12 protein-coding genes and 1 tRNA gene are annotated in these 18,890 nt (G+C 51.9%); 3 read left to right on the top strand and 10 right to left on the bottom strand.

Annotated features, from left to right (window positions below; translation table 11 throughout):
* The first annotated feature begins 138 nt into the window (after window positions 1-138).
* Window positions 139-1,350 (top strand): porin, encoded by a 1,212-nt coding sequence (locus tag FHS30_RS05865; RefSeq protein ID WP_183909368.1) that lies wholly within the window; start codon window positions 139-141, stop codon window positions 1,348-1,350.
* A gap of 12 nt (window positions 1,351-1,362) precedes the next feature.
* On the top strand, window positions 1,363-1,797 hold the full coding sequence (locus tag FHS30_RS05860) for a type 2 periplasmic-binding domain-containing protein (protein WP_183909366.1): 435 nt from the start codon (window positions 1,363-1,365) through the stop codon (window positions 1,795-1,797).
* Between the two features lie 228 nt (window positions 1,798-2,025).
* Here the strand turns inward: FHS30_RS05860 and FHS30_RS17360 are convergent, their stop codons facing one another.
* Complete coding sequence (locus FHS30_RS17360) at window positions 2,026-3,378, bottom strand: ATP-binding protein (RefSeq protein ID WP_183909364.1); 1,353 nt, start codon at window positions 3,376-3,378, stop codon at window positions 2,026-2,028.
* 113 nt (window positions 3,379-3,491) lie between these two features.
* Here FHS30_RS17360 and FHS30_RS05850 point away from each other — a divergent pair, with 113 nt between their 5' ends.
* Window positions 3,492-4,331 (top strand): 6-carboxytetrahydropterin synthase, encoded by an 840-nt coding sequence (locus FHS30_RS05850; RefSeq protein WP_183909362.1) that lies wholly within the window; start codon window positions 3,492-3,494, stop codon window positions 4,329-4,331.
* Between the two features lie 45 nt (window positions 4,332-4,376).
* Here FHS30_RS05850 and FHS30_RS05845 read toward each other — a convergent pair whose 3' ends face one another.
* From FHS30_RS05845 to FHS30_RS05805, 9 genes are all read right to left on the bottom strand, one after another.
* Window positions 4,377-5,624, bottom strand: coding sequence for a dicarboxylate/amino acid:cation symporter (locus tag FHS30_RS05845; protein WP_183909360.1), 1,248 nt, complete (start codon window positions 5,622-5,624; stop codon window positions 4,377-4,379).
* 1,119 nt (window positions 5,625-6,743) lie between these two features.
* Window positions 6,744-6,834: transfer RNA gene (locus FHS30_RS05840), tRNA-Ser, on the bottom strand.
* Between the two features lie 144 nt (window positions 6,835-6,978).
* The gene (gene csrA / locus FHS30_RS05835; RefSeq protein WP_183909358.1) at window positions 6,979-7,161 is read right to left on the bottom strand and encodes a carbon storage regulator CsrA; all 183 of its coding nucleotides are present in this window, start codon (window positions 7,159-7,161) and stop codon (window positions 6,979-6,981) included.
* A gap of 223 nt (window positions 7,162-7,384) precedes the next feature.
* Window positions 7,385-8,626 carry an aspartate kinase gene (locus FHS30_RS05830; RefSeq protein WP_183909356.1) on the bottom strand — a complete coding sequence of 414 codons (1,242 nt, stop codon included), beginning with the start codon at window positions 8,624-8,626 and terminating at the stop codon, window positions 7,385-7,387.
* A 135-nt stretch (window positions 8,627-8,761) separates the two neighbouring features.
* Window positions 8,762-11,389: an alanine--tRNA ligase gene (alaS, locus tag FHS30_RS05825; protein ID WP_183909354.1), complete on the bottom strand. Its 2,628-nt coding sequence runs from the start codon at window positions 11,387-11,389 to the stop codon at window positions 8,762-8,764.
* Window positions 11,390-11,446: 57 nt separating this feature from the next.
* Window positions 11,447-11,797 (bottom strand): histidine triad nucleotide-binding protein, encoded by a 351-nt coding sequence (locus FHS30_RS05820; protein WP_183909352.1) that lies wholly within the window; start codon window positions 11,795-11,797, stop codon window positions 11,447-11,449.
* 20 nt (window positions 11,798-11,817) lie between these two features.
* Window positions 11,818-12,012: a Trm112 family protein gene (locus FHS30_RS05815; protein ID WP_183909351.1), complete on the bottom strand. Its 195-nt coding sequence runs from the start codon at window positions 12,010-12,012 to the stop codon at window positions 11,818-11,820.
* Window positions 12,013-12,104: 92 nt separating this feature from the next.
* On the bottom strand, window positions 12,105-12,962 hold the full coding sequence (locus FHS30_RS05810; protein WP_246341205.1) for a M23 family metallopeptidase: 858 nt from the start codon (window positions 12,960-12,962) through the stop codon (window positions 12,105-12,107).
* A 125-nt stretch (window positions 12,963-13,087) separates the two neighbouring features.
* The gene (locus tag FHS30_RS05805) at window positions 13,088-18,889 is read right to left on the bottom strand and encodes a VCBS domain-containing protein (protein WP_281368212.1); all 5,802 of its coding nucleotides are present in this window, start codon (window positions 18,887-18,889) and stop codon (window positions 13,088-13,090) included.
* Window position 18,890: the final 1 nt, after the last annotated feature.

The following is an 18,890-nucleotide window of genomic DNA, read 5'->3' as shown; positions in this document are numbered from 1 at the left end:
TTTGGCCTGCGTGCATCGATCAAAGCATGCCACACCCGGCTACAAACCATTGAAATTCGCAAACCGACTCATTTTTTAGGCAAACCTTACATTTGTAATCTAACCTGATGGTTATCTATAACCCGAGAGAGAGAGACTATGAAAAGAGCCTTACTCGCAACCGCTGTTGCTTGCATGGCACCAGCCTTGGCGGTCAACGTTAACGCAGCAGACATTCGCTGGAATGGATTCGCGTCTATCACGGGAGGTGTCAGTACCGGTGAAGGGACTCGTCCAGATGGCGAAGAACTCCGTTTGTATGGCTATGACGATGACTTTAACTTTCGACCAGAATCTAAACTCGCGCTGCAAGCCAGTAGCAATCTAGGCAACGGCCTATCAGTTACCGCACAAGCCATTGCACGCGGTTCAGATGACTTTAATGTAGAAATGGAATGGGCCTTTGTGTCCTACGATTTCGGCGAGTCTTCGCGCATAAACGTAGGTAAGCTTCGCATACCATTCTACCAGTACTCGGACTTTCTAGATGTGGGCTACGCCTACGCTTGGATCCGTCCGCCAGAGTCTGTATACGACCTCTTTTTCTCGACAATGGAAGGGGCAAATCTGCAATTTAATGGTGCCATCGGCAGCTGGGATTCAGGCTTGCAATTAGTCGCGGGTCGCACAGCCAATGAACTGGACATATTTGGCACGCCCTCAGACGCCAACCTCAAAAACCTTTGGGGCGGCGCGTGGAACCTCGGCAACGATTGGCTGACCTTCCGGGCAGCGTACTTTCAAGCTGACACCACCCTGACCAACAGCGGCCTAGAACAGCTAAGCGCCGGACTTGCGGGCGTTGCCGCAAACCCAGCGTTGGCGCCCTTCAACATACCGGATCGATCTGAAGACCTTGCAGCGGGTGACGACAAGGGATCGTTTGTTGGCTTCGGCTTCAAGGCAGACAAGAATGATTGGTTGTTTGGCGGTGAAATTACGCAGATTCAAGTAGCCGATTCCTTTGTTGCAGACCAGGATTCCGCCTATGTCACCATCGGCCGACGATTCAATGATCTCGTTTTTCATGTGACCTATGAAGAACAAGAAAATAAGGTCAAAGAAGGTATATTGGATGGAATCCCCACAGGCATAGACCCGGCTATTGACGGGCTGCTAGCGTCGGCGACTGGCGTGATAGTAGGGGGCGAACAAACCAGTACTACGGTCACCGTGGGCATGCGTTATAACTTTCACCCATCAGCTTCATTCAAAATCGACTACTCTCAGCGCGACTACGATTCATCGGCAACGATGGACGTTGATGGCGCCGCAAGTGTGGTTCGGTTTTCTATTGATGCAATCTTCTAAGGGAGGACTATCATGAGTCAGTTTTTCAGTAAGAAAATCGCCTCCCGACTGGTCTTTGCAGCCACTGTGTTGCTGAGCTGTGCCGCGTGGTCTGGCGTGGCGGTGGTGGTACACCCCGCAAACCCCAACGCCATGGATGAAAACGATATTTCTCGCGTATTTTTAGGCAAGAAAAAATCGTTTCCCGATGGCTCCGAGGCCATCCCGGTGGATCAGGCCGACGGTTCTGCTAATCGCAGTGCCTTTGTTTCGACCATCCTGAAAAAGAACGAACAGCAAATTAAAGCCTATTGGGCCCAGCTGCTGTTTACAGGTAAAGGGACACCGCCAAAAGAAGTGGGCTCTAGTGCTGATGTGAAAAAACTCATCGCACAGAACCCCTCGCTTATTGGCTACATCGATACCGCGGATGTAGATGCCAGCGTAAAGGTACTCTACGAGTTCTAAGGGTACTGAAATGAATCAAGGGCAGCTTTGCTGCCCTTTTTTTATGCCGTATTGCACAGCCATAATTGACAACTTTACACGTGACCCGTCATTACAATTCATAAGTCACTGCCAGCATCAACACGACACTTGCACAGTTTTAATTACACGCGCCGTGCACCTAGCTCTAGGTTTATTGGCTTAGTTGATAACTGGTTTAGTTGATAATTGGTTTAGTGATTTAGTTGTTTAATGATCTGGTTCAAGCAATTCACGCGGTAGGTATAAGGTGAACTCGCTCCCGGTGCCTTTTTGCGTGGTTAAATCGATATAACCACCTAATTGTCTGGCCCACTGCTGGCTCAACGCCAACCCCAAACCAGTGCCCGCCTTGTGGTTATTTGCCACTCCGCGCGTGTATGGCTCGAACAAGAAAGGCAGCTCTTCATCGGGTATACCTGGCCCAGTATCTGATACGGAAATAGCCAACCACGTTTTGCCTTTTGCCGGCGCGTTTTGCACACTGACCGTGACAGTGCCCTCGTCCGTATACTTCAACGCGTTACCTACTAAATTTATCAATATACGCCGCAGTACAGGCATACAGGCGTGCACCTTCATACTGCCGCTACAGTGATTGATCAACGCTACGCGATCGCTGACCAAACTGGATAAGTCACTAACTACCTCGCTAACTAGGTGCACCAGATCAAAGTCCAGCTTGTTTTCTTCCACCTCGCCTTTGCTGGACTTGCTAATCACCAATAAATTTTTTACCAAACTTAATAGATCTTGCCCATTAGACAATACCCGCTGAAGTGCATCCAAGCCACGCTCATCGATGCGGCCGTTTTTAGCCTGCTTAATCGCCATGCGAGTAAATCCCGTAATGGCGTTCAGCGGAGTTTTTAATTCATGGCTCATAGATGTGAAAAATTCCGCTTTCTTTTTCTCCGCCTGAACCGCTTTTTGCTCGGCAAAGAGCCGCGACGCCACCTCGTCGTTGAGCGTATCGATGGTCTTGCTCATAGCCAACTCAGACAACTCCACCTGACCAATCAGGCCGTTTAGCATCATGGCCACCGCAATCACCTGCATACACAGTTGAATTACATCTTGGCGATAGGCAAATTCTGGCGGGGTTAAATTAGGCATGGGCATGCCGTTGATATCGAGCAACAAAAAAACAAGAATCATCAAGCCGGACACATAGACCCAAATCTTTGCGATTCGGCTCCCCCCCATGACACCCCCTAGCAGCGGCAAATACACTATCCACGCACTTGCCATGCTACCCAGACCACCATTGGTAGCGCATCCAACAATGGCCGCAAGGGTAGTTCCGATCATAGTGCCGACGATTGACCACGTCCGGTATTGAGGTTGGCACACGATGACCGCCACTAAACAACAGCACCACGCGATACTCAAACCCAACATGCGAGGTGCGATTTGCTGCCGGTATGCCATGACCGCAAAAACGCCAATCACTAGTAACATCAACCACTGGCAATAGCGCCACAAACGATATTGCCGTGCCTCTACAGGTGATAAGTGGCTCGGGTCCCCCCCGCCATACATGGCCCAACGTTTGAAGTTCACGCTTTCCCCTAGCATATGAAGCACTTTGAGTTTAGCCTAAGGATTAACCGTTGGTGGTGCTCTCGGCCCCGCAGCGGTATGATGCCTGCCCTTTTTTTAATCGCACTAACGCTATGTTGTTATTTGTAGACAATCTCATCAACGTTGATTTCAGCTACCTGCATCCCGAGCGCGGCATGCTGGGTGAAACGTGGCTGGCCAGTACCGCACTCGATGGGGCATTGGATGCACAGGGTATGGTGTGTGATTTTGGCGATGTGAAAAAGCGGATTCGGCACTTCCTCGATACCAGCATCGATCACTGCCTGCTGGTACCCGCCCTCTCGGCCAATCTCACCCTTATTGAACAGGGCGAAGATATTGAGCTGACCTGGCATTACAGCAATGGGCGCACCTTGCGTTGTCGCTCGCCCAAGCAGGCCATCATATTGATTGATACCACCGAAATTACCCGCGACAGCGTGGCTCGCTGGTGCGTTGATCAACTCAAACCGCAATTTGCTGCGAGCATTGCCAGCTTGACCCTATCCTTTGCAGAAGAGTCTATCGACGGCGCCTTCTACCATTACTCCCACGGCCTGAAAAAGCACGGTGGCAATTGTCAGCGCATTGCCCACGGCCACCGGTCGCGTATTGGCATTTGGCGCAACGGCGCGCGCGATCACGCGCTTGAACAAAATTGGGCAAACCGCTGGCAGGATATTTACTTGGGTAGCGATGAGGATTTAGTGGCAGAGGGTGAGCTATTGAAATTCAAATATCGTTCACAGCAGGGCGACTTTGAATTGGATATGCCGGCCAGCCAATGCTACATGCTCGACACAGATACCACAGTGGAATGGCTGGCTACACACATTGCCAATACCCTTGCGCATGAGTGTCCTGGCGACACCATCAAAGTGCAAGCCTTTGAGGGCTTGCACAAAGGCGCAATTGTTGAATCAAAGGTGTAACTGTTCACAGCTTTGACCGATACGGCCCCTTAGGGGCCGCTCACCTTACTTTGCCAAATCGCCGCTTACTGGCTGCTCTGGCTGACTGACTTGATCCACAATCACCGCACACGCCGCATCGCCCGTGATATTCAGTGCGGTGCGAATCATGTCGAAAATTCGATCTAGTGCGAACAACAAGGGTAAGCCTTCGATGGGAATGCCCGCCGCCAACAATACCGCAACAACCAAAAACGACGGACCTGGCACACCGGCCTGACCAATGGCGCCCAGTGTTGATGTGAAGATAATGGCCAGATAGGCCGGCAAGCCTAAATCGACATTAAAGACCTGCGCAAAAAACACCGCCACCAAACCATAGTAAATAGCGTTGCCGCTCATATTAATGGTTGCACCCAAGGGCAGTACAAATGCGGCTGTGGGCTTAGACACTTTCAGCTCTTCTTCCACCACTTCCAATGTGACTGGCAGCGTTGCCATGGACGATGAAGTAGACAGAGCCACAGCTTGCGCCTTCTTCATTTTGGATAGAAATTCCCAAGGCGATTGCGACGACAAGAGCTTGACCAATAGCGGGTACACCACAAAGCCAAACACGAGAATGGCCATCACGTACACCACAAATAGGTTCATTACCAAATTCAACATGGCAAACCCGAACGTACCAACGGCATCGGCCATCAAGCCGAACACGCCCAGAGGGGCCAACCACATGACTACATTGATCATCCAAATAAAGGCGTTTACCAAGGTATCCAAGCCCGACAGCAAGGGCTGACGCTGAGCGGCTGGCTGCCGCGAAATGGCTACGCCAAGAAACAAACAAAACACCATAATTTGCAAAATATTGGCGTCATTGAGTGCTTGGAACACATTGACGGGAATCATCCCCAAAATTGTTTCCACAAAGCCCGGCACATGCCCCTTATCGGCCAGCTCACTGGAAAACAGATGTTCGGCACTGCTCAAGTCCACCCCTGCGCCCGGCTGAAACAGCTCGCCCGCTGCCAAGGCTAAGGCCACAGCCAACGCGGACGTCCCCAGGAAAAAGCCGAAGGTTGCCAATCCCAATTTACCGGCAGATGAACTGCCCCCCAAATTGGCGGCGCCTGCCACGATGGCTATGGCGATCAGCGGAATCACCAACATTTTAATGAGATTGATGAACAAATGACCGAGAGGGGCGAAAACCGATGCTGATTCGCCCATCATGGCGCCGGTAATAGTACCCACCACCATTGCGATGACTACCTGAACGCCCACATTTCCCAACGCAGATTTAAACTTATCCATGAGTGCCTCTAATTTTTATGACTGCTTATGGGACGAATAACGAGCACAGGCGCTCAGAGAAAACCGCCCCCTATCACAAAAGAGCCGGCTAATTAGGTGTACCTAAGAAGCCATCGGTAACGCCGCTGAAATTTTGCAATGCTTAAACCCGCGGCACTTGACGCATGGTTATTTTTCAATCAGTGACGCGCTGATAATACGCCTCACCCCTGCGGGGCGCCTGCACTAACATTTCGACGTCCCAAATCCGCAAAAGGCGCGAACTTGGTCGAACCCGCGAGGGTTCTTGCAATGCAGAGATGCATAAATGCAGCGGGCGCATGGATGCGCTGGAACTGCCACCCGACCATTGCTCCGCACAAATAAAAAGCCCCGGTCAAGCGAGCGAGGTTTTTTATTTGTATGGCGGAGAGGGGGGGGATTAGCGGCGCTGCGCTTGCTGATCTTCGCGCTGCGCACTACGGCTCGAACTGGGTTCTCATCCTATTTCACTTCAACACCATACAAAAAACCCCCGCCTTTTCGGGCGGGGGTTATGTGGAGGGCTGTGCACGGGGGGATTGATTCGCCGCCTTGTCGAACCCGAGGGAGTTCGATCTGCCGGGCCGGACGCCCCAATGCAGCGAGCGCAGGACGCGCTGGAGCTGCCACCCGACCATTGGTCCGCACAAATAAAAAAACCCCGCCTTTTCGGGCGGGGGTTATGTGGATGTCTGTGCACGGGGGGATTGATTCGCCGCAAAGCGGCTCACCCCTTCGGGGCGCCTCCGCTTCGCTGCGGCGTCCCAAATCCGCAAAAGACGCGAATTTGGTCGAACCCGCGAGGGTTCTTGCAATGCAGGGATGCATAAATGCAGTGGGCGCATGGATGCGCTGGAACTGCCACCCGCCCATTGCTCCGCACAAATAAAAAAGCCCCGCTCTAGCGAGCGGGGCTTTTGTGGAGGGCTGTGCACGGGGGGATTGATTCGCCGCAAAGCGGCTCACCCCTTCGGGGCGCCTCCGCTTCGCTGCGGCGTCCGGCGGCTATTCGCCGCCTTGTCGAACCCGAGGGAGTTCGATCCAACCCTTCTGCGCCATACAAAAAACCCCCGCCTAAACAGGCGAGGGTTTTGTGTATGGCGGAGAGGGGGGGATTCGAACCCCCGATACCGGATTAGGGTATACGCCCTTAGCAGGGGCGCGCCTTCGGCCACTCGGCCACCTCTCCAACAGGTGCGGCATAATACCACATCCATTAATAAATCAAAGGGTTATGTGCGTTTTTCTTATCTGAAAATTAGCCCAAAAAATGATCGCCAGAAACGAAAACGGCGGCCTAAAGGCCGCCGTTTGTGGTGCAATTCGCTAGGCTTTATTCTTCGCCGTCCTGCTTTTCTCGCTGAATGCGCTGGTAAATTTCTTCTCGATGCACGGCCACTTCTTTTGGTGCGTTGACACCAATGCGAACCTGGTTACCTTTAACACCAAGTACTGTGACAGTTACCTCGTCGCCTACCATAAGCGTCTCACCTATGCGACGTGTCAAAATCAACATCACGATTCTCCTTAAAATCATCCTGTTGTACAACGGTACCACAAATGTATGGATTACTGCCGTTGTTGGTTGTCACTAACCCACTTCCTGTTCTGCCCAGAGTCGCTCCAGCGAGCAGCTCCTTAAGTAAAGCCCAATATCGACAAAAAAGAAAACAAACCAGCAATTGTGGGGTAAAGAAGGGTTAGACGTAGCAAACCCTGTATACCCCAAGCTTTGAAGGCTATAAATTCAGCTCTTGGGGCTCTTTGTCCATTTCGAACGCAGCATGCAGTGCGCGCACAGCCAGTTCAAGGTATTTTTCATCAATTATCACAGAAATTTTAATTTCCGAGGTGGTGATCATCTGGATATTGATATTATCTTCGGCCAGCGCCTTAAACATGGTAGCTGCTACCCCTGCATGTGAGCGCATGCCCACACCTACGAGCGACACTTTAGCTACCTTGCCGTCGCAGATCACTTCGCGGGCACCGATTTCCTGGGCCACTGTTTCCAGGACGCTACGAGCCTTTTCCATGTCATTTTTATGGACGGTAAAGGTCAAATCAGTGGTTTTATCCGACGCCACGTTTTGTACAATTACATCGACTTCGATGTTCGCTTCACCCACTGGGGCTAGAATACGAGACGCCACACCCGGTAAATCGGGCACGCCGGCCAGAGTGACTTTAGCTTCGTCGCGATTAAAGGCGATGCCTGATACTACGGGTTGTTCCATGGTGTCGAGTTCCTCATCGAGGGTGATCAAAGTGCCGGGGCCATCCTGAAAGCTGTGCAATACACGCAATGGGACATTGTATTTGCCCGCAAACTCTACGGCGCGGATTTGCAATACTTTGGAGCCGAGGCTCGCCATCTCCAGCATTTCTTCAAATGTGATGCGATCTAAGCGGCGTGCGCTCGCCACTACCCGTGGATCGGTGGTGTAGACGCCATCCACATCCGTATAAATTTGGCATTCATCGGCCTTGAGCGCCGCCGCCAGCGCCACGCCCGTGGTGTCCGAGCCGCCGCGACCCAAGGTTGTGATGTTGCCCTGGTCGTCTACCCCTTGGAAGCCCGCCACGACCACTACCCGGCCCTGGCGCAGGTCATTGCGAATACGGGCATCGTCGATTTGCTGAATACGGGCTTTGTTATGGGCGTCGTCGGTCACGATACGCACCTGCCCACCCGTGTAAGAACGGGCATCGTAGCCACGCTTCTTAAGGGCCATACACAAGAGCGCAATGGTGACCTGCTCGCCCGTGGAAACCAACACGTCCATTTCACGTGGGTCGGGCGTGGGTTGAATCTGATGGGCCAAGTCAATCAGACGGTTGGTCTCTCCACTCATTGCGGAGACAACCACCACCATATCGTGACCCTGATCTCGGAATTTGCCGACTTTTTCGGCAACGGCCTCTATGCGCTCGATGCTTCCCACCGAGGTACCGCCGTATTTCTGTACCAACAGGCTCATGAAGAAGCCTTCCCCTATTCCTGAATATGTTTACTTAATTTCCCGCCGCACGCGGACGCGCAACTAAAGCACAATTTAACAACAAAGTTAAGATTTAGTTGCGCGCAACCCACAAAAACCGGAAAAAATTGCGGGCTAGCGTAATTGCTGCGCCAGCCACTCGGGGATACTGGCCAACATGGCTGGCAGGGCCGCCACATCACTGCCACCACCCTGCGCCATATCGGGACGGCCACCGCCTTTACCACCCAACAGGCCAGCGGCGTGGCGCATCAAGTCACCGGCCTTGACGCGGGCTGTCGCATCTTTTGTGACACCCGCGACGAGCGCCACCTTGTCGCCTTCTACGGTGGCTAGCAGCACCACCGCTGTACCGAGCTTATTCTTGAGCTGGTCAACGGTATCGCGCAGCGATTTACTGTCGACGCCTTCCAGCTGCACCGCCAATAGTTTTAATCCTTGCACATCGACGGCTTGAGAAATCAAGTCGCCGCTGGCTAGGGTCGCCAGCTTCGCCTTGGCTGCCGCCAACTCCTTTTCGAGGGTTTTATGGCTATTCAGCAATTGCTCGGTTTTTTCCTGCACCTGATCGGCACCGGTTTTGAGGAGACCAGCGAGGTTTACAATTAAATCCGTTTGGTGCTCAACTTGCGCCAAGGCCGCAGCGCCGGTTACCGCCTCTATTCGTCGCACGCCGGAGGCGATCCCTGTTTCTGCCACGATTCTAAATAAACCTATCTCACCAGTGCGCTGAACGTGGGTGCCGCCGCACAATTCAACGGAGAAGCCCGCGCCCATGGTCAAAACGCGAACACTATCGCCATACTTTTCACCAAACAGCGCCATGGCACCCTTGGCTTTGGCCGTCTCCATGTCGCACACGTCGGTAGTGACATCCGAATTTAAACGCACCTGTGCATTCACTAATTGTTCGATGATTTTTAGCTGAGCAGGCTGAACCGCTTCCGGGTGGCTAAAATCGAAACGCAGCCGCTCTGCATCCACCAAAGACCCCTTTTGCGTCACGTGCTCACCCAGCACTTGGCGCAATGCCGCGTGTAATAAATGGGTCGCTGAGTGATTGAGTGCCGTGGCCTGTCGCACATCCGGATCTACTTCACCGTGCAAATTATCTCCAACGCTAACGGAGCCCTCATGCAGCACGCCAATATGCAGGTGGTGACCACCCTGCTTGGTACAATCTTGAACTTCAAAGGTCATACCCGGCGCACGCAAGTAACCCGTATCGCCAACCTGCCCACCGGATTCCGCATAAAAAGGCGTTTGCTCGAGCACAATTACAGCGCGGTCGCCTGCACTTAACTGATTGACACTTTCACCCTCTTTCAAGAGCGCCACGACGCGGCAGTTACTCTGTAAATCGCGATAGCCCGTAAATTCTGTCTGGCCATCGAGTTGCAAGCTGGCAGAGTAATCCACCTTAAAGCTACCGGCCGCGCGCGCTCTTTGGCGCTGTGCGTCCATGGCTGATTCGTAACCGTCCATATCTAACTGCAAGCCGCGCTCGCGTGCGATGTCCGCCGTTAGATCGACGGGGAAACCGTAGGTGTCGTACAAAGTAAATACGGTATCGCCGTCAATGGTATCGCCCGCCATAGATTCCAACGCGGACTCTAGTACGGATAAGCCCTTATCCAACGTTTTAGCGAATTGCTCTTCTTCTGCCAAAATCGCCTTGGTAATTTGTGCGCCTTTGGCGCGCAATTCTGGATAGGCGTCACCCATCTCATCGGCCAGCGCGGCGGCAAGCTTGTGAAAGAACGGTTTTTGCTGACCCAGTTTATTGCCGTGACGAATGGCGCGTCGCATGATGCGGCGCAGCACATAGCCACGACCTTCGTTAGAAGGCATGACACCGTCAATAATCAAAAATGCGCAGGATCGAATATGGTCGGCAATCACACGCAGCGATTGGTTTGCCATATCGCTGCACTGGGTTACGTCGGCAGTGGCCTTTAACAGCGATTGAAATAGGTCAATTTCGTAATTGGAATGCACTTGCTGCATGACCGCAGAAATGCGCTCTAGCCCCATACCGGTATCGACCGAGGGCTTGGGCAGGGCTTTCATTGTGCCATCGGCCATGCGGTTAAACTGCATGAACACCAGATTCCAAATTTCGATATAACGATCGCCGTCCTCTTCCGGAGTGCCGGGCAAACCGCCGGCCACATCGGCGCCGTGATCGTAAAATATTTCGGAACTAGGACCACAGGGGCCAGTATCACCCATCGCCCAGAAATTATCTGAATTGTACTTGCCGCCCTTGTTGTCTCCAATCCGAATTATGCGCTCGGAAGCTAGGCCCACCTCTTTGTGCCAAATATCGAACGCCTCATCATCCTCGGCATAGATAGTCACCCACAACTTTTCCGTGGGAATGTTGAGACTGTGTGGCGCCGTCAAAAACTCCCACGCGAATAATATGGCGTCGCGCTTAAAGTAATCACCGAAGCTAAAATTGCCCAGCATTTCAAAAAATGTGTGGTGGCGCGCGGTGTAACCCACGTTCTCGAGATCGTTGTGCTTGCCGCCGGCGCGCACGCAACGCTGTGAACTTACGGCGCGGCTGTAGGGGCGCTTTTCATCGCCCAAGAATACATCCTTAAAGGGCACCATTCCCGCATTCGTGAACAACAAAGTGGGGTCGTTACCGGGAATCAGTGAACTTGAGGGCACAATGGTGTGCCCTTTTGATTCAAAAAACTTCAGAAAGGCGTCGCGAATTTCAGCGCTTTTCATAATGTACTTCCAATTTTCGTAAGTGTGCGCAGTGCGCGTGAACGTTGTAAAGACGGGCTACATGCCCAGTCCTGATTCCGAGTAGTGCTTATTGCCCAGTATGTGTAAGTGCAGGTGGAATACCGTTTGGCCGGCTTGCTCACCGTTATTAACAACAAGGCGGAAGGCCTCGCCACAACCCGCTTTGCGAGCGATTTCACCCGCTTTAACCATCAAGTGCCCCAACAGCGCTTGATCTTCTACCGAGGCATCGACTAAGCGTGGGATCGGTTTGCGTGGAATGACCAGCAAGTGTACCGGTGCCTGCGGATTGATATCGTTAATACATACGCAGTGCTCGTCTTCATAGACAAACGCCGTGGGGATATCGCCGCGAATAATTTTGCTAAAAATGGTGTCTTCACTCATGGCCTAGTACTCCGTTGCAGTTAGCGAGCGTGTGCGTCCTTTTCCTCTTGGGTCAGCGCGCGGGCTTCCGTTTCTAACATCACTGGAATGCCGTCGCGAATAGGATAGGCCAAGCCACTGGCCCAGCACACGAGCTCTTGCTTATCAGCAACATAGTCCAAAGGTGCTTTACTAACTGGGCACACCAAAATGCTGAGCAATTTTTGATCAATCATGATGAATCCTAGCGGGGCAAAGGGGCGATATAGTACAACGCCGACGGCTAACTGTCTTGGGATCGACGCGGTTTTATCAGATTTGTCGCGGCTTAATGCTGTGGCATGGGCCCAACTAGCGTTTGGGGATCTACACGCTCCGTAAACCAGTTCATACGCCAGTCTAAATGAGGCCCAGTAGCGCGGCCCGTGGCACCTACTTTGGCAATGGGGTCACCCTGTGCCACCCGCTGCCCCTGCGTCACCAATATGTCTGACAGATGAATGAAGGTGGAAGTTAGGCCGTGGCCATGATCAATGATTAAGGTCCCGCCTGAAAAGAACATGTCTTTGTGTGCCAAACGCACGTCTCCACCCGCGGGCGCAACCACCACTGTCCCCTTGGGGCGCGCGATATCGACGCCATAATGGGGGTTCTTCGGAACGCCATTGTAGATTCTCTGGCTGCCGTAGACCCCCGATATGGGGCCCGTCAAAGGCCACTGAAACGCTTGGTTGAAATCCACTAGGTCGCTATTAATATCCCGAGCAGCCCAGGTGAGCGCAGACTCCTTTCTTATCCGTTCAAGCTGCTCTGCTGGCGGCGTCACCGTCTTGCTTGGCACGCCGTTAACGCGCTGGAGATTGTATTGGCGGGGCACGATGGCGAGCGACAAATTGTGTACGGTTTGATCTTGGGTAATGGCTTTGAGGTCGACCTTGGTGGCGTCACGTCCTATGCCAAACACAAATTCACCGTTTGGCCCTAAACGCAACTGGCGCTCACCAACGTACAGCGTAAATTCCGGTGGACAGACACCACGTACGACTGATCCCTGTGTGTAGCTCGCGGCCAAATTAAAATCTGCTAACCGAGGGCTTGTGGCTGCAAAACTCAAAGGGCTGATTGCCAATAACACAATACTTAAAACCCAATACCTAACCTGCTGCGCCATATCTACTCCATGCATGTGGTCACTTAGTTAATTGCAATTTTCCTTTACTTGAGGCCATACAATACCAGTAAGCTTTGGGCAAAAGAAAATCCCGGAGCCAAAATGGCAACGGGATTCTCGAGGTTGCGCACGCCTGAACCTTAGCTATCGATGGTTAGATTGCCACCACTAAGCAGGCTGTCGACAATTTGCTGCGTGGTCAAGGTGTTGCCGGCAGTAATATCCACACCTTGCAGCACGATTATCTGACTGACATCAAAAGTAGCGCCGGCGTCGGTATCGATGCTGATGTAGGTATTACCGTTATTGAAATTGAATTGCAGGTAATCTTCGATGTTGCCGCTTTCTTCGCCGATTAACAGGTCTGCCAAATTCAAGATATCGCCATCGGCCTGATTGAAGTCAGTGACTACATCGGTGCCAATATTGCCATTGACCCACGCAAAAGTATCGCTCCCATTGCCGCCGGTTAGCGTGTCGTCGCCGCGCCCACCAAAGAGCGTGTCATTACCTTCGCCGCCAATCAGGGTATCCTGATCTTCACCGCCGTAGAGGATGTCATCACCGGTGCCGCCATTCAGTAAGTCATCGCCGGCTTCGCCCACTAACAGGTCGTTGCCGGAGCCGCCGTAAAGCTGATCGTTACCTTCACCGCCATACAGCTTGTCGTCATCGGCACCACCAAATAAAAGGTCGTTGCCATCACCACCGATCAAAATGTCGTTGCCTATACCGCCATCCATAAGATCGGCACCGCCATCACCCGCGAGATGATCGTCTCCCTCTTCGCCGTACAGCTCGTCGTTGTCAGCACCGCCGGCGAGGTAATCGTTGCCGGTTCCACCGCGGATAATGTCCTGTCCGGCACCGCCGGAGATACTGTCGTGTCCCGCACCACCTGTTAGCGTGTCGTTTCCAGCAGCACCGACAATGGCGTCATTGAGATCCCCGCCAATGATGTTGTCATTACCGGCCGTGCCTTGGATGCGATTGTCGATTGTGTACAGCGCCAACTGTGCTGTATCTGACTGCCCGTCGTTGTCGGTGAGGGTGTATTCAACCAATTGAGGGGCAATTGCGGTCGCAATAGGCGCAGGTGCTGTTGGTGTGAAATCCACTCGCTGGATACTGTAATCCCCATTTCCTGCCGTCGTCAGCTCGATGCGACGAACACCGGAAAGATTACTAAAGGTTTGTGAGTCTGCACCGGTCAACGCAACGGTAGTGATGACATTATTTGCATCATCGTAAAAAGTGACCGACCCTTGGCCCGCATCGTAGCCAAAGTACAATGTGATATCTTCCACACCCTCTGCATAGCGAGCGCTATCGAAGGTCAGAATAATATTGTCACCGCCATCGGCGCTATCATCCCATTGATCGTTGTTACTATTAACGCCGATACCGTTGGCGCCGTTATAGGTAATCACAGGGCTACCATTAGCAGTGGTTGACGCGGTTACACCTTGATCAGCACTACCATCGGTAAAGGATTCAGAAACGGGCGTCAAATCAACGGATGCGTCGGGCGTATACTGATAGAATCCATTGCTGCGCATTACAAACGTTGATCCGTCGTTCGCATCAGTTACAGTTACTTCGTTGACTTGATTTCCTTCTAGATCAAAATCTACATCGTATACCCAACTCAAACCGCTTCCATTGGAGCCCGAAGGCTCTGATGCTGAAGGCATTACAGGGTCGTAAGCAATATTTTGTAACGTGAATCCATTACCTGCAGTCGAGCTTATTTCTATGCGTGCTACGCCCTCGTAGGCACTAAGATCCAACAAATCATTGGTGCCAAACTGTGTAAATGGACTGCCACCCAACTCCACGCCATCGGCGTCGAACAACCTGACCTGCGCGCGATCAGAGTTGCCAAAATTATTACCCATAGCCAATTGCAGCCCGGTGACACCGTAGGGCAATGCTGACTGATCCCAGGTAATAACCATCACCTCATTGGCATCAATTTCATCATCTGTATCACCCGTCACACCTACACCGCGATCACCACCACCGGTATCGAAAGTCAGTGTTGCCGGACTACCATTTCGAGTGGCGGTGATGGCGAAATTTGAATTATTAATACTTGCCTGTGACGTTACCGTGACGCTTTCGGATTGGCCAGTCACTTGTTGCACTGGTGCTAGATCTAACGTCAGATCCAAACCTTTATAAGAGAAGGAAGTTACCTTGGCATCATCTACTACTTTATCAACACCACCGCCCTGCGCGGCAAAAGGCGTAAATCCTGCACCCAATGACGGGCCACCATCGGTACCTAAACCGGTGACGACGTTACCCGCCATGGTTTCATAATGCCCTGCGGTATGCAGATCATCACGCGCATCCGGCTTGTCATCAACGATGTTAAATTTGGCTGTTGCAGATGCGGTGTCGCCATCGCCATCGAGCACGGTGTAATCGAACTGGAAACTCACTTCCGCAGTGCCATTAGGTGCAATAAACAGGTAGGAGCCGGTGGCGAAATCCATGGTGAAGGTGCCGTAGGCAAATCCATCATCGGCATTGAGCGTCACTTTAGTGCCATCGACTTCCAAACTACCGGGCAATGCAGGGGACACTGTAAAGTTAGTGCCATCATAATTGATGGTATGTAACACCGCCGGATCGCCTAGCAAAATTTCGATAGACGACACATAACCACCATCGGCGCCCATTGAAACCTTGGTAATGGTTCCCTCTTGGGTAATATTGCCACCGAACGCCGTGGGCACAGTGCTCAGCAATTCCGACTCGAGTTGAGTCAAATCGGGAACATGCAACGCAGAATCCACGTGACCATGACCTTGGCCGAGCGAATCGATATTGTGAATATAGTTAAGTGCATCCAAGTTGCTCGGTAGACTAGAGCCTATACCCACAGCGTAGGATTGAACGGAATTTGAATTTACGAATTCTAAATAGCCACTACCTTCCGGTGACGTGCCCGCATTCGGTTCACCATCTGAGATAAAGTACGAAATATTTTGTACATTATCGGCAGGATTCTGGGCATCAATATCCGCCTGAAGTTGGTTCTGTATTTCGGTAGTTGCATTAACGTAGTTAGTGCCGCCATTCGCATTTACAGTATTCAAGCCCGCAGTAAAGTCTGCCAAACTTGTGTAAGTACCAACGACATTCGCAGCATTAGCAAATGAAATCAGTGTAACTGTTACCTGCGTAGACTGATTAAAGTACTCTGCCGCCAACGCGTTTAATGCCTCTTTTGCCAAGAACATACGCGTTGGTTCACCAGCATCTGGCGGATTATTACCCGTTGTAGCACCCCACGCCATACTGCCGGAGGCATCCAAGGTCAGCATCAGGTTAAATATTTTTTCCTCTGACTCGGGAATCGTTTGCGCTACATTCGACGCAATCGGCACGTCATCCACAATGGTTATAGTAAGGACATCAGAGAGCGCAGCACCGCTGGTAAAGTTATAGGTAAATTGCTCTTGAACATCGCTGCCGGTGTTGTCTGCGCTATTCAACTGGTATGAGTATTCACCTGTATTTGCATCAACAGTCAGCGTGCCAAGTGGTGTCGTAACAGTAATGACACCGCCAACAGCCGTGTAAGGGGTGCCATTGAAATCGATACTATCGATGAGGCCACCGCCGGATCCGTCATTATCAAACAGGTTGCCGGTGGCAACTGCAGACTGGCCCGCAACACCACTGCCGTTTGATAATCCACTTTCATAAACCGTATTAAAGTCGGGCTGTGTTGAACCCACGGTCAAGGTCGTAGTACCCACAGTCGTCAGTTCACCATCATCAACTGTATAGGTGAATGCATCGATGGCTTCAGTACTGCCCGCTTGGAATAACAATGTGGTCAATTGCGCCATGGTTAGCACATCACCCACATTCACCGCTGTTACACCATCGGAATAGGTGACAACGCCTGTGGTCGCACCAGGTATGCCCGTCACCGTAATTAATAAATTGGCATCGTCAGAATCAACATCGGTCGGCGCTTGAATATTCATTGGCGCACCGGCTGTGCCCTCCACAACAAATCGGTCGTTGTCGAATACTGTAGGTGCATCGTTAACTGGGTCTACGGTTAACGCCATTGAATCGCTGCCAAATATGTTGGCATAACTTTCATCGAATGCCTCAACGGTAACTGTACGCGTTGACGCCGATGGATTTTCAGAGCTATTTAGATAGGTAATAGTCTCCAACACCGTGATGTATTCACCGATATCGGCACCGCCGGAGAGCGTTAGTTCCCATGTGGTACCAGTTTGACTTACCACTGCATTGACGTTAGTGCCCGCCGTCAAATAATTCATGACATCTTGGCTATTCAAAAAGCCATCAATCGTAACGACTACGGATGACAGATTTGAACTGTCAGCATCTGCAATTGAAATACCATTGAACAAATTGTAAGCCGCGGCATTTTCTTGATAGGTAGCATCAGCCAAACCAGAAACGACTGGCGCTTCTACGACTGTGTTAGACACATCAATGGTTACTGTTGCGGTATCGAATTCACCATCGGCATCAGTCAGGGTATAGGTAAATGTATCCGTACCTACATATCCAGCGGCAGGGGTATAGGTAAACGTGCCGTCGTTGTTATACACCACTGTGCCGCCGTTGGGCGTGGTGGTCTGATAACCAGAAATGGCGGCGCCATCTACCAAGGTATCATTGGCAAGGACATTACCTGTCACTAACGGTTGGTCTTCGCTGGTGATATAGGTGTCATCCTCGGCAATAGGCGCACCGTTATTGGCACCAATGGTACCAATTGCTTGTACACCGTCTGCGGTTAGATGTGAGCCTGGAGCAAAGTTAACAGTCTGGTTAAAATTCGACAGATTTAGATAGAAATCTTCATCGCCTTCAAACACGTTACTGTCACTATTTACCGTAATTGTGACAGTTGTGGACGTACTGCCCGCAGCGATAGTTGCGGTCAAAGGTCCAGCAGTGACGTAATCACTTCCGCCGGTGGCCGTTCCACTCACCGTTTCATAGGTAAAGGTCAAATCTGAGGCGGGCGGCGTATCGATATTGATCGTAAATGTCAGTGTAGTAGTGCCGGACTGTGGCTCCTGTACAGAGACATCAGCGACAGAAACCGTTGGTACCAATACCATTGCGATTGTTGTGTGTGCGGTATTACTCCAATCCGTACCGTCAAACACTGATACTTGAATATCTTTGTCAGCACCACTCGCGGAGCCATCATTGCTGTATTGAACAGCGCGAATTGCTTGTTGGTAATTCGCTAACGACGCATTGCCGGATAAGGTTATCAATCCGGTTGAGGGGTCGTAAGCACTTGCAGTGATGCCTGCAGGTAACGCACCGATTGTTAACAAATCACCCGCTTCTACATTGCTAATTTGGATTCGGGCGCTGGTTAGGGTTGTGTGGTCTGGATCACTAATTGATACATCAATGTCAGCAATGCGAACAGCTGAGCCACCTTCTGTATACGTTGTTTGGTAGTCGGAACCTGTAGCCCCACTTGAATTATTACCGTCTAGATCAATAGTCGACACGTCGTTCGCGCCGGTGATCGTGATCGTCTGGGTTTCGGTCGTGCCGTCATCACTGGTGAAGGTGATGGTGTCGGTCATCGTCTCACCCGCCGCCAGCGCCTGCACCGCCGCGTTGCTGTTGTCCAGCGCGTAGGTCCAGTTGCCACTGCCGTCCACGGTCACGCTGCCGTAGGTCGCCGTGCTGCTCGCCAGGCTCCCTTCGCCGGTATCCGCATCGGTAATGCTCACGGTGCCGCTCGCGGTGTTGTTGCCCGCGTCATCTTCGGTCACCGCGGTGTCGGTGGCCGTCACCGTGATCGCCGCCGCGTCGTTCGCGCCGGTGATCGTGATCGTCTGGGTTTCGGTCGTGCCGTCATCACTGGTGAAGGTGATGGTGTCGGTCATCGTCTCACCCGCCGCCAGC

The sequence above is a fragment of the Simiduia aestuariiviva genome (genome assembly GCF_014192475.1).
Classification (GTDB): domain Bacteria; phylum Pseudomonadota; class Gammaproteobacteria; order Pseudomonadales; family Cellvibrionaceae; genus Simiduia; species Simiduia aestuariiviva.
Note: the sequence above shows the minus strand (reverse complement) of the source record. Positions and strands in the feature narration are given on the sequence as shown.

What these genes read in the sequence shown, in the direction of transcription:
- FHS30_RS05865 (WP_183909368.1), top strand. Translation starts at nt 139, where the DNA reads ATGAAAAGAGCCTTACTCGCAACCGCTGTTGCTTGCATGGCACCAGCC.
- FHS30_RS05860 (WP_183909366.1), top strand. Translation starts at nt 1,363, where the DNA reads ATGAGTCAGTTTTTCAGTAAGAAAATCGCCTCCCGACTGGTCTTTGCA.
- FHS30_RS05850 (WP_183909362.1), top strand. Translation starts at nt 3,492, where the DNA reads ATGTTGTTATTTGTAGACAATCTCATCAACGTTGATTTCAGCTACCTG.
- FHS30_RS05845 (WP_183909360.1), bottom strand. Translation starts at nt 5,624, where the DNA reads ATGGATAAGTTTAAATCTGCGTTGGGAAATGTGGGCGTTCAGGTAGTC.
- csrA (WP_183909358.1), bottom strand. Translation starts at nt 7,161, where the DNA reads ATGTTGATTTTGACACGTCGCATAGGTGAGACGCTTATGGTAGGCGAC.
- FHS30_RS05830 (WP_183909356.1), bottom strand. Translation starts at nt 8,626, where the DNA reads ATGAGCCTGTTGGTACAGAAATACGGCGGTACCTCGGTGGGAAGCATC.
- alaS (WP_183909354.1), bottom strand. Translation starts at nt 11,389, where the DNA reads ATGAAAAGCGCTGAAATTCGCGACGCCTTTCTGAAGTTTTTTGAATCA.
- FHS30_RS05820 (WP_183909352.1), bottom strand. Translation starts at nt 11,797, where the DNA reads ATGAGTGAAGACACCATTTTTAGCAAAATTATTCGCGGCGATATCCCC.
- FHS30_RS05815 (WP_183909351.1), bottom strand. Translation starts at nt 12,012, where the DNA reads ATGATTGATCAAAAATTGCTCAGCATTTTGGTGTGCCCAGTTAGTAAA.
- FHS30_RS05810 (WP_246341205.1), bottom strand. Translation starts at nt 12,962, where the DNA reads ATGCATGGAGTAGATATGGCGCAGCAGGTTAGGTATTGGGTTTTAAGT.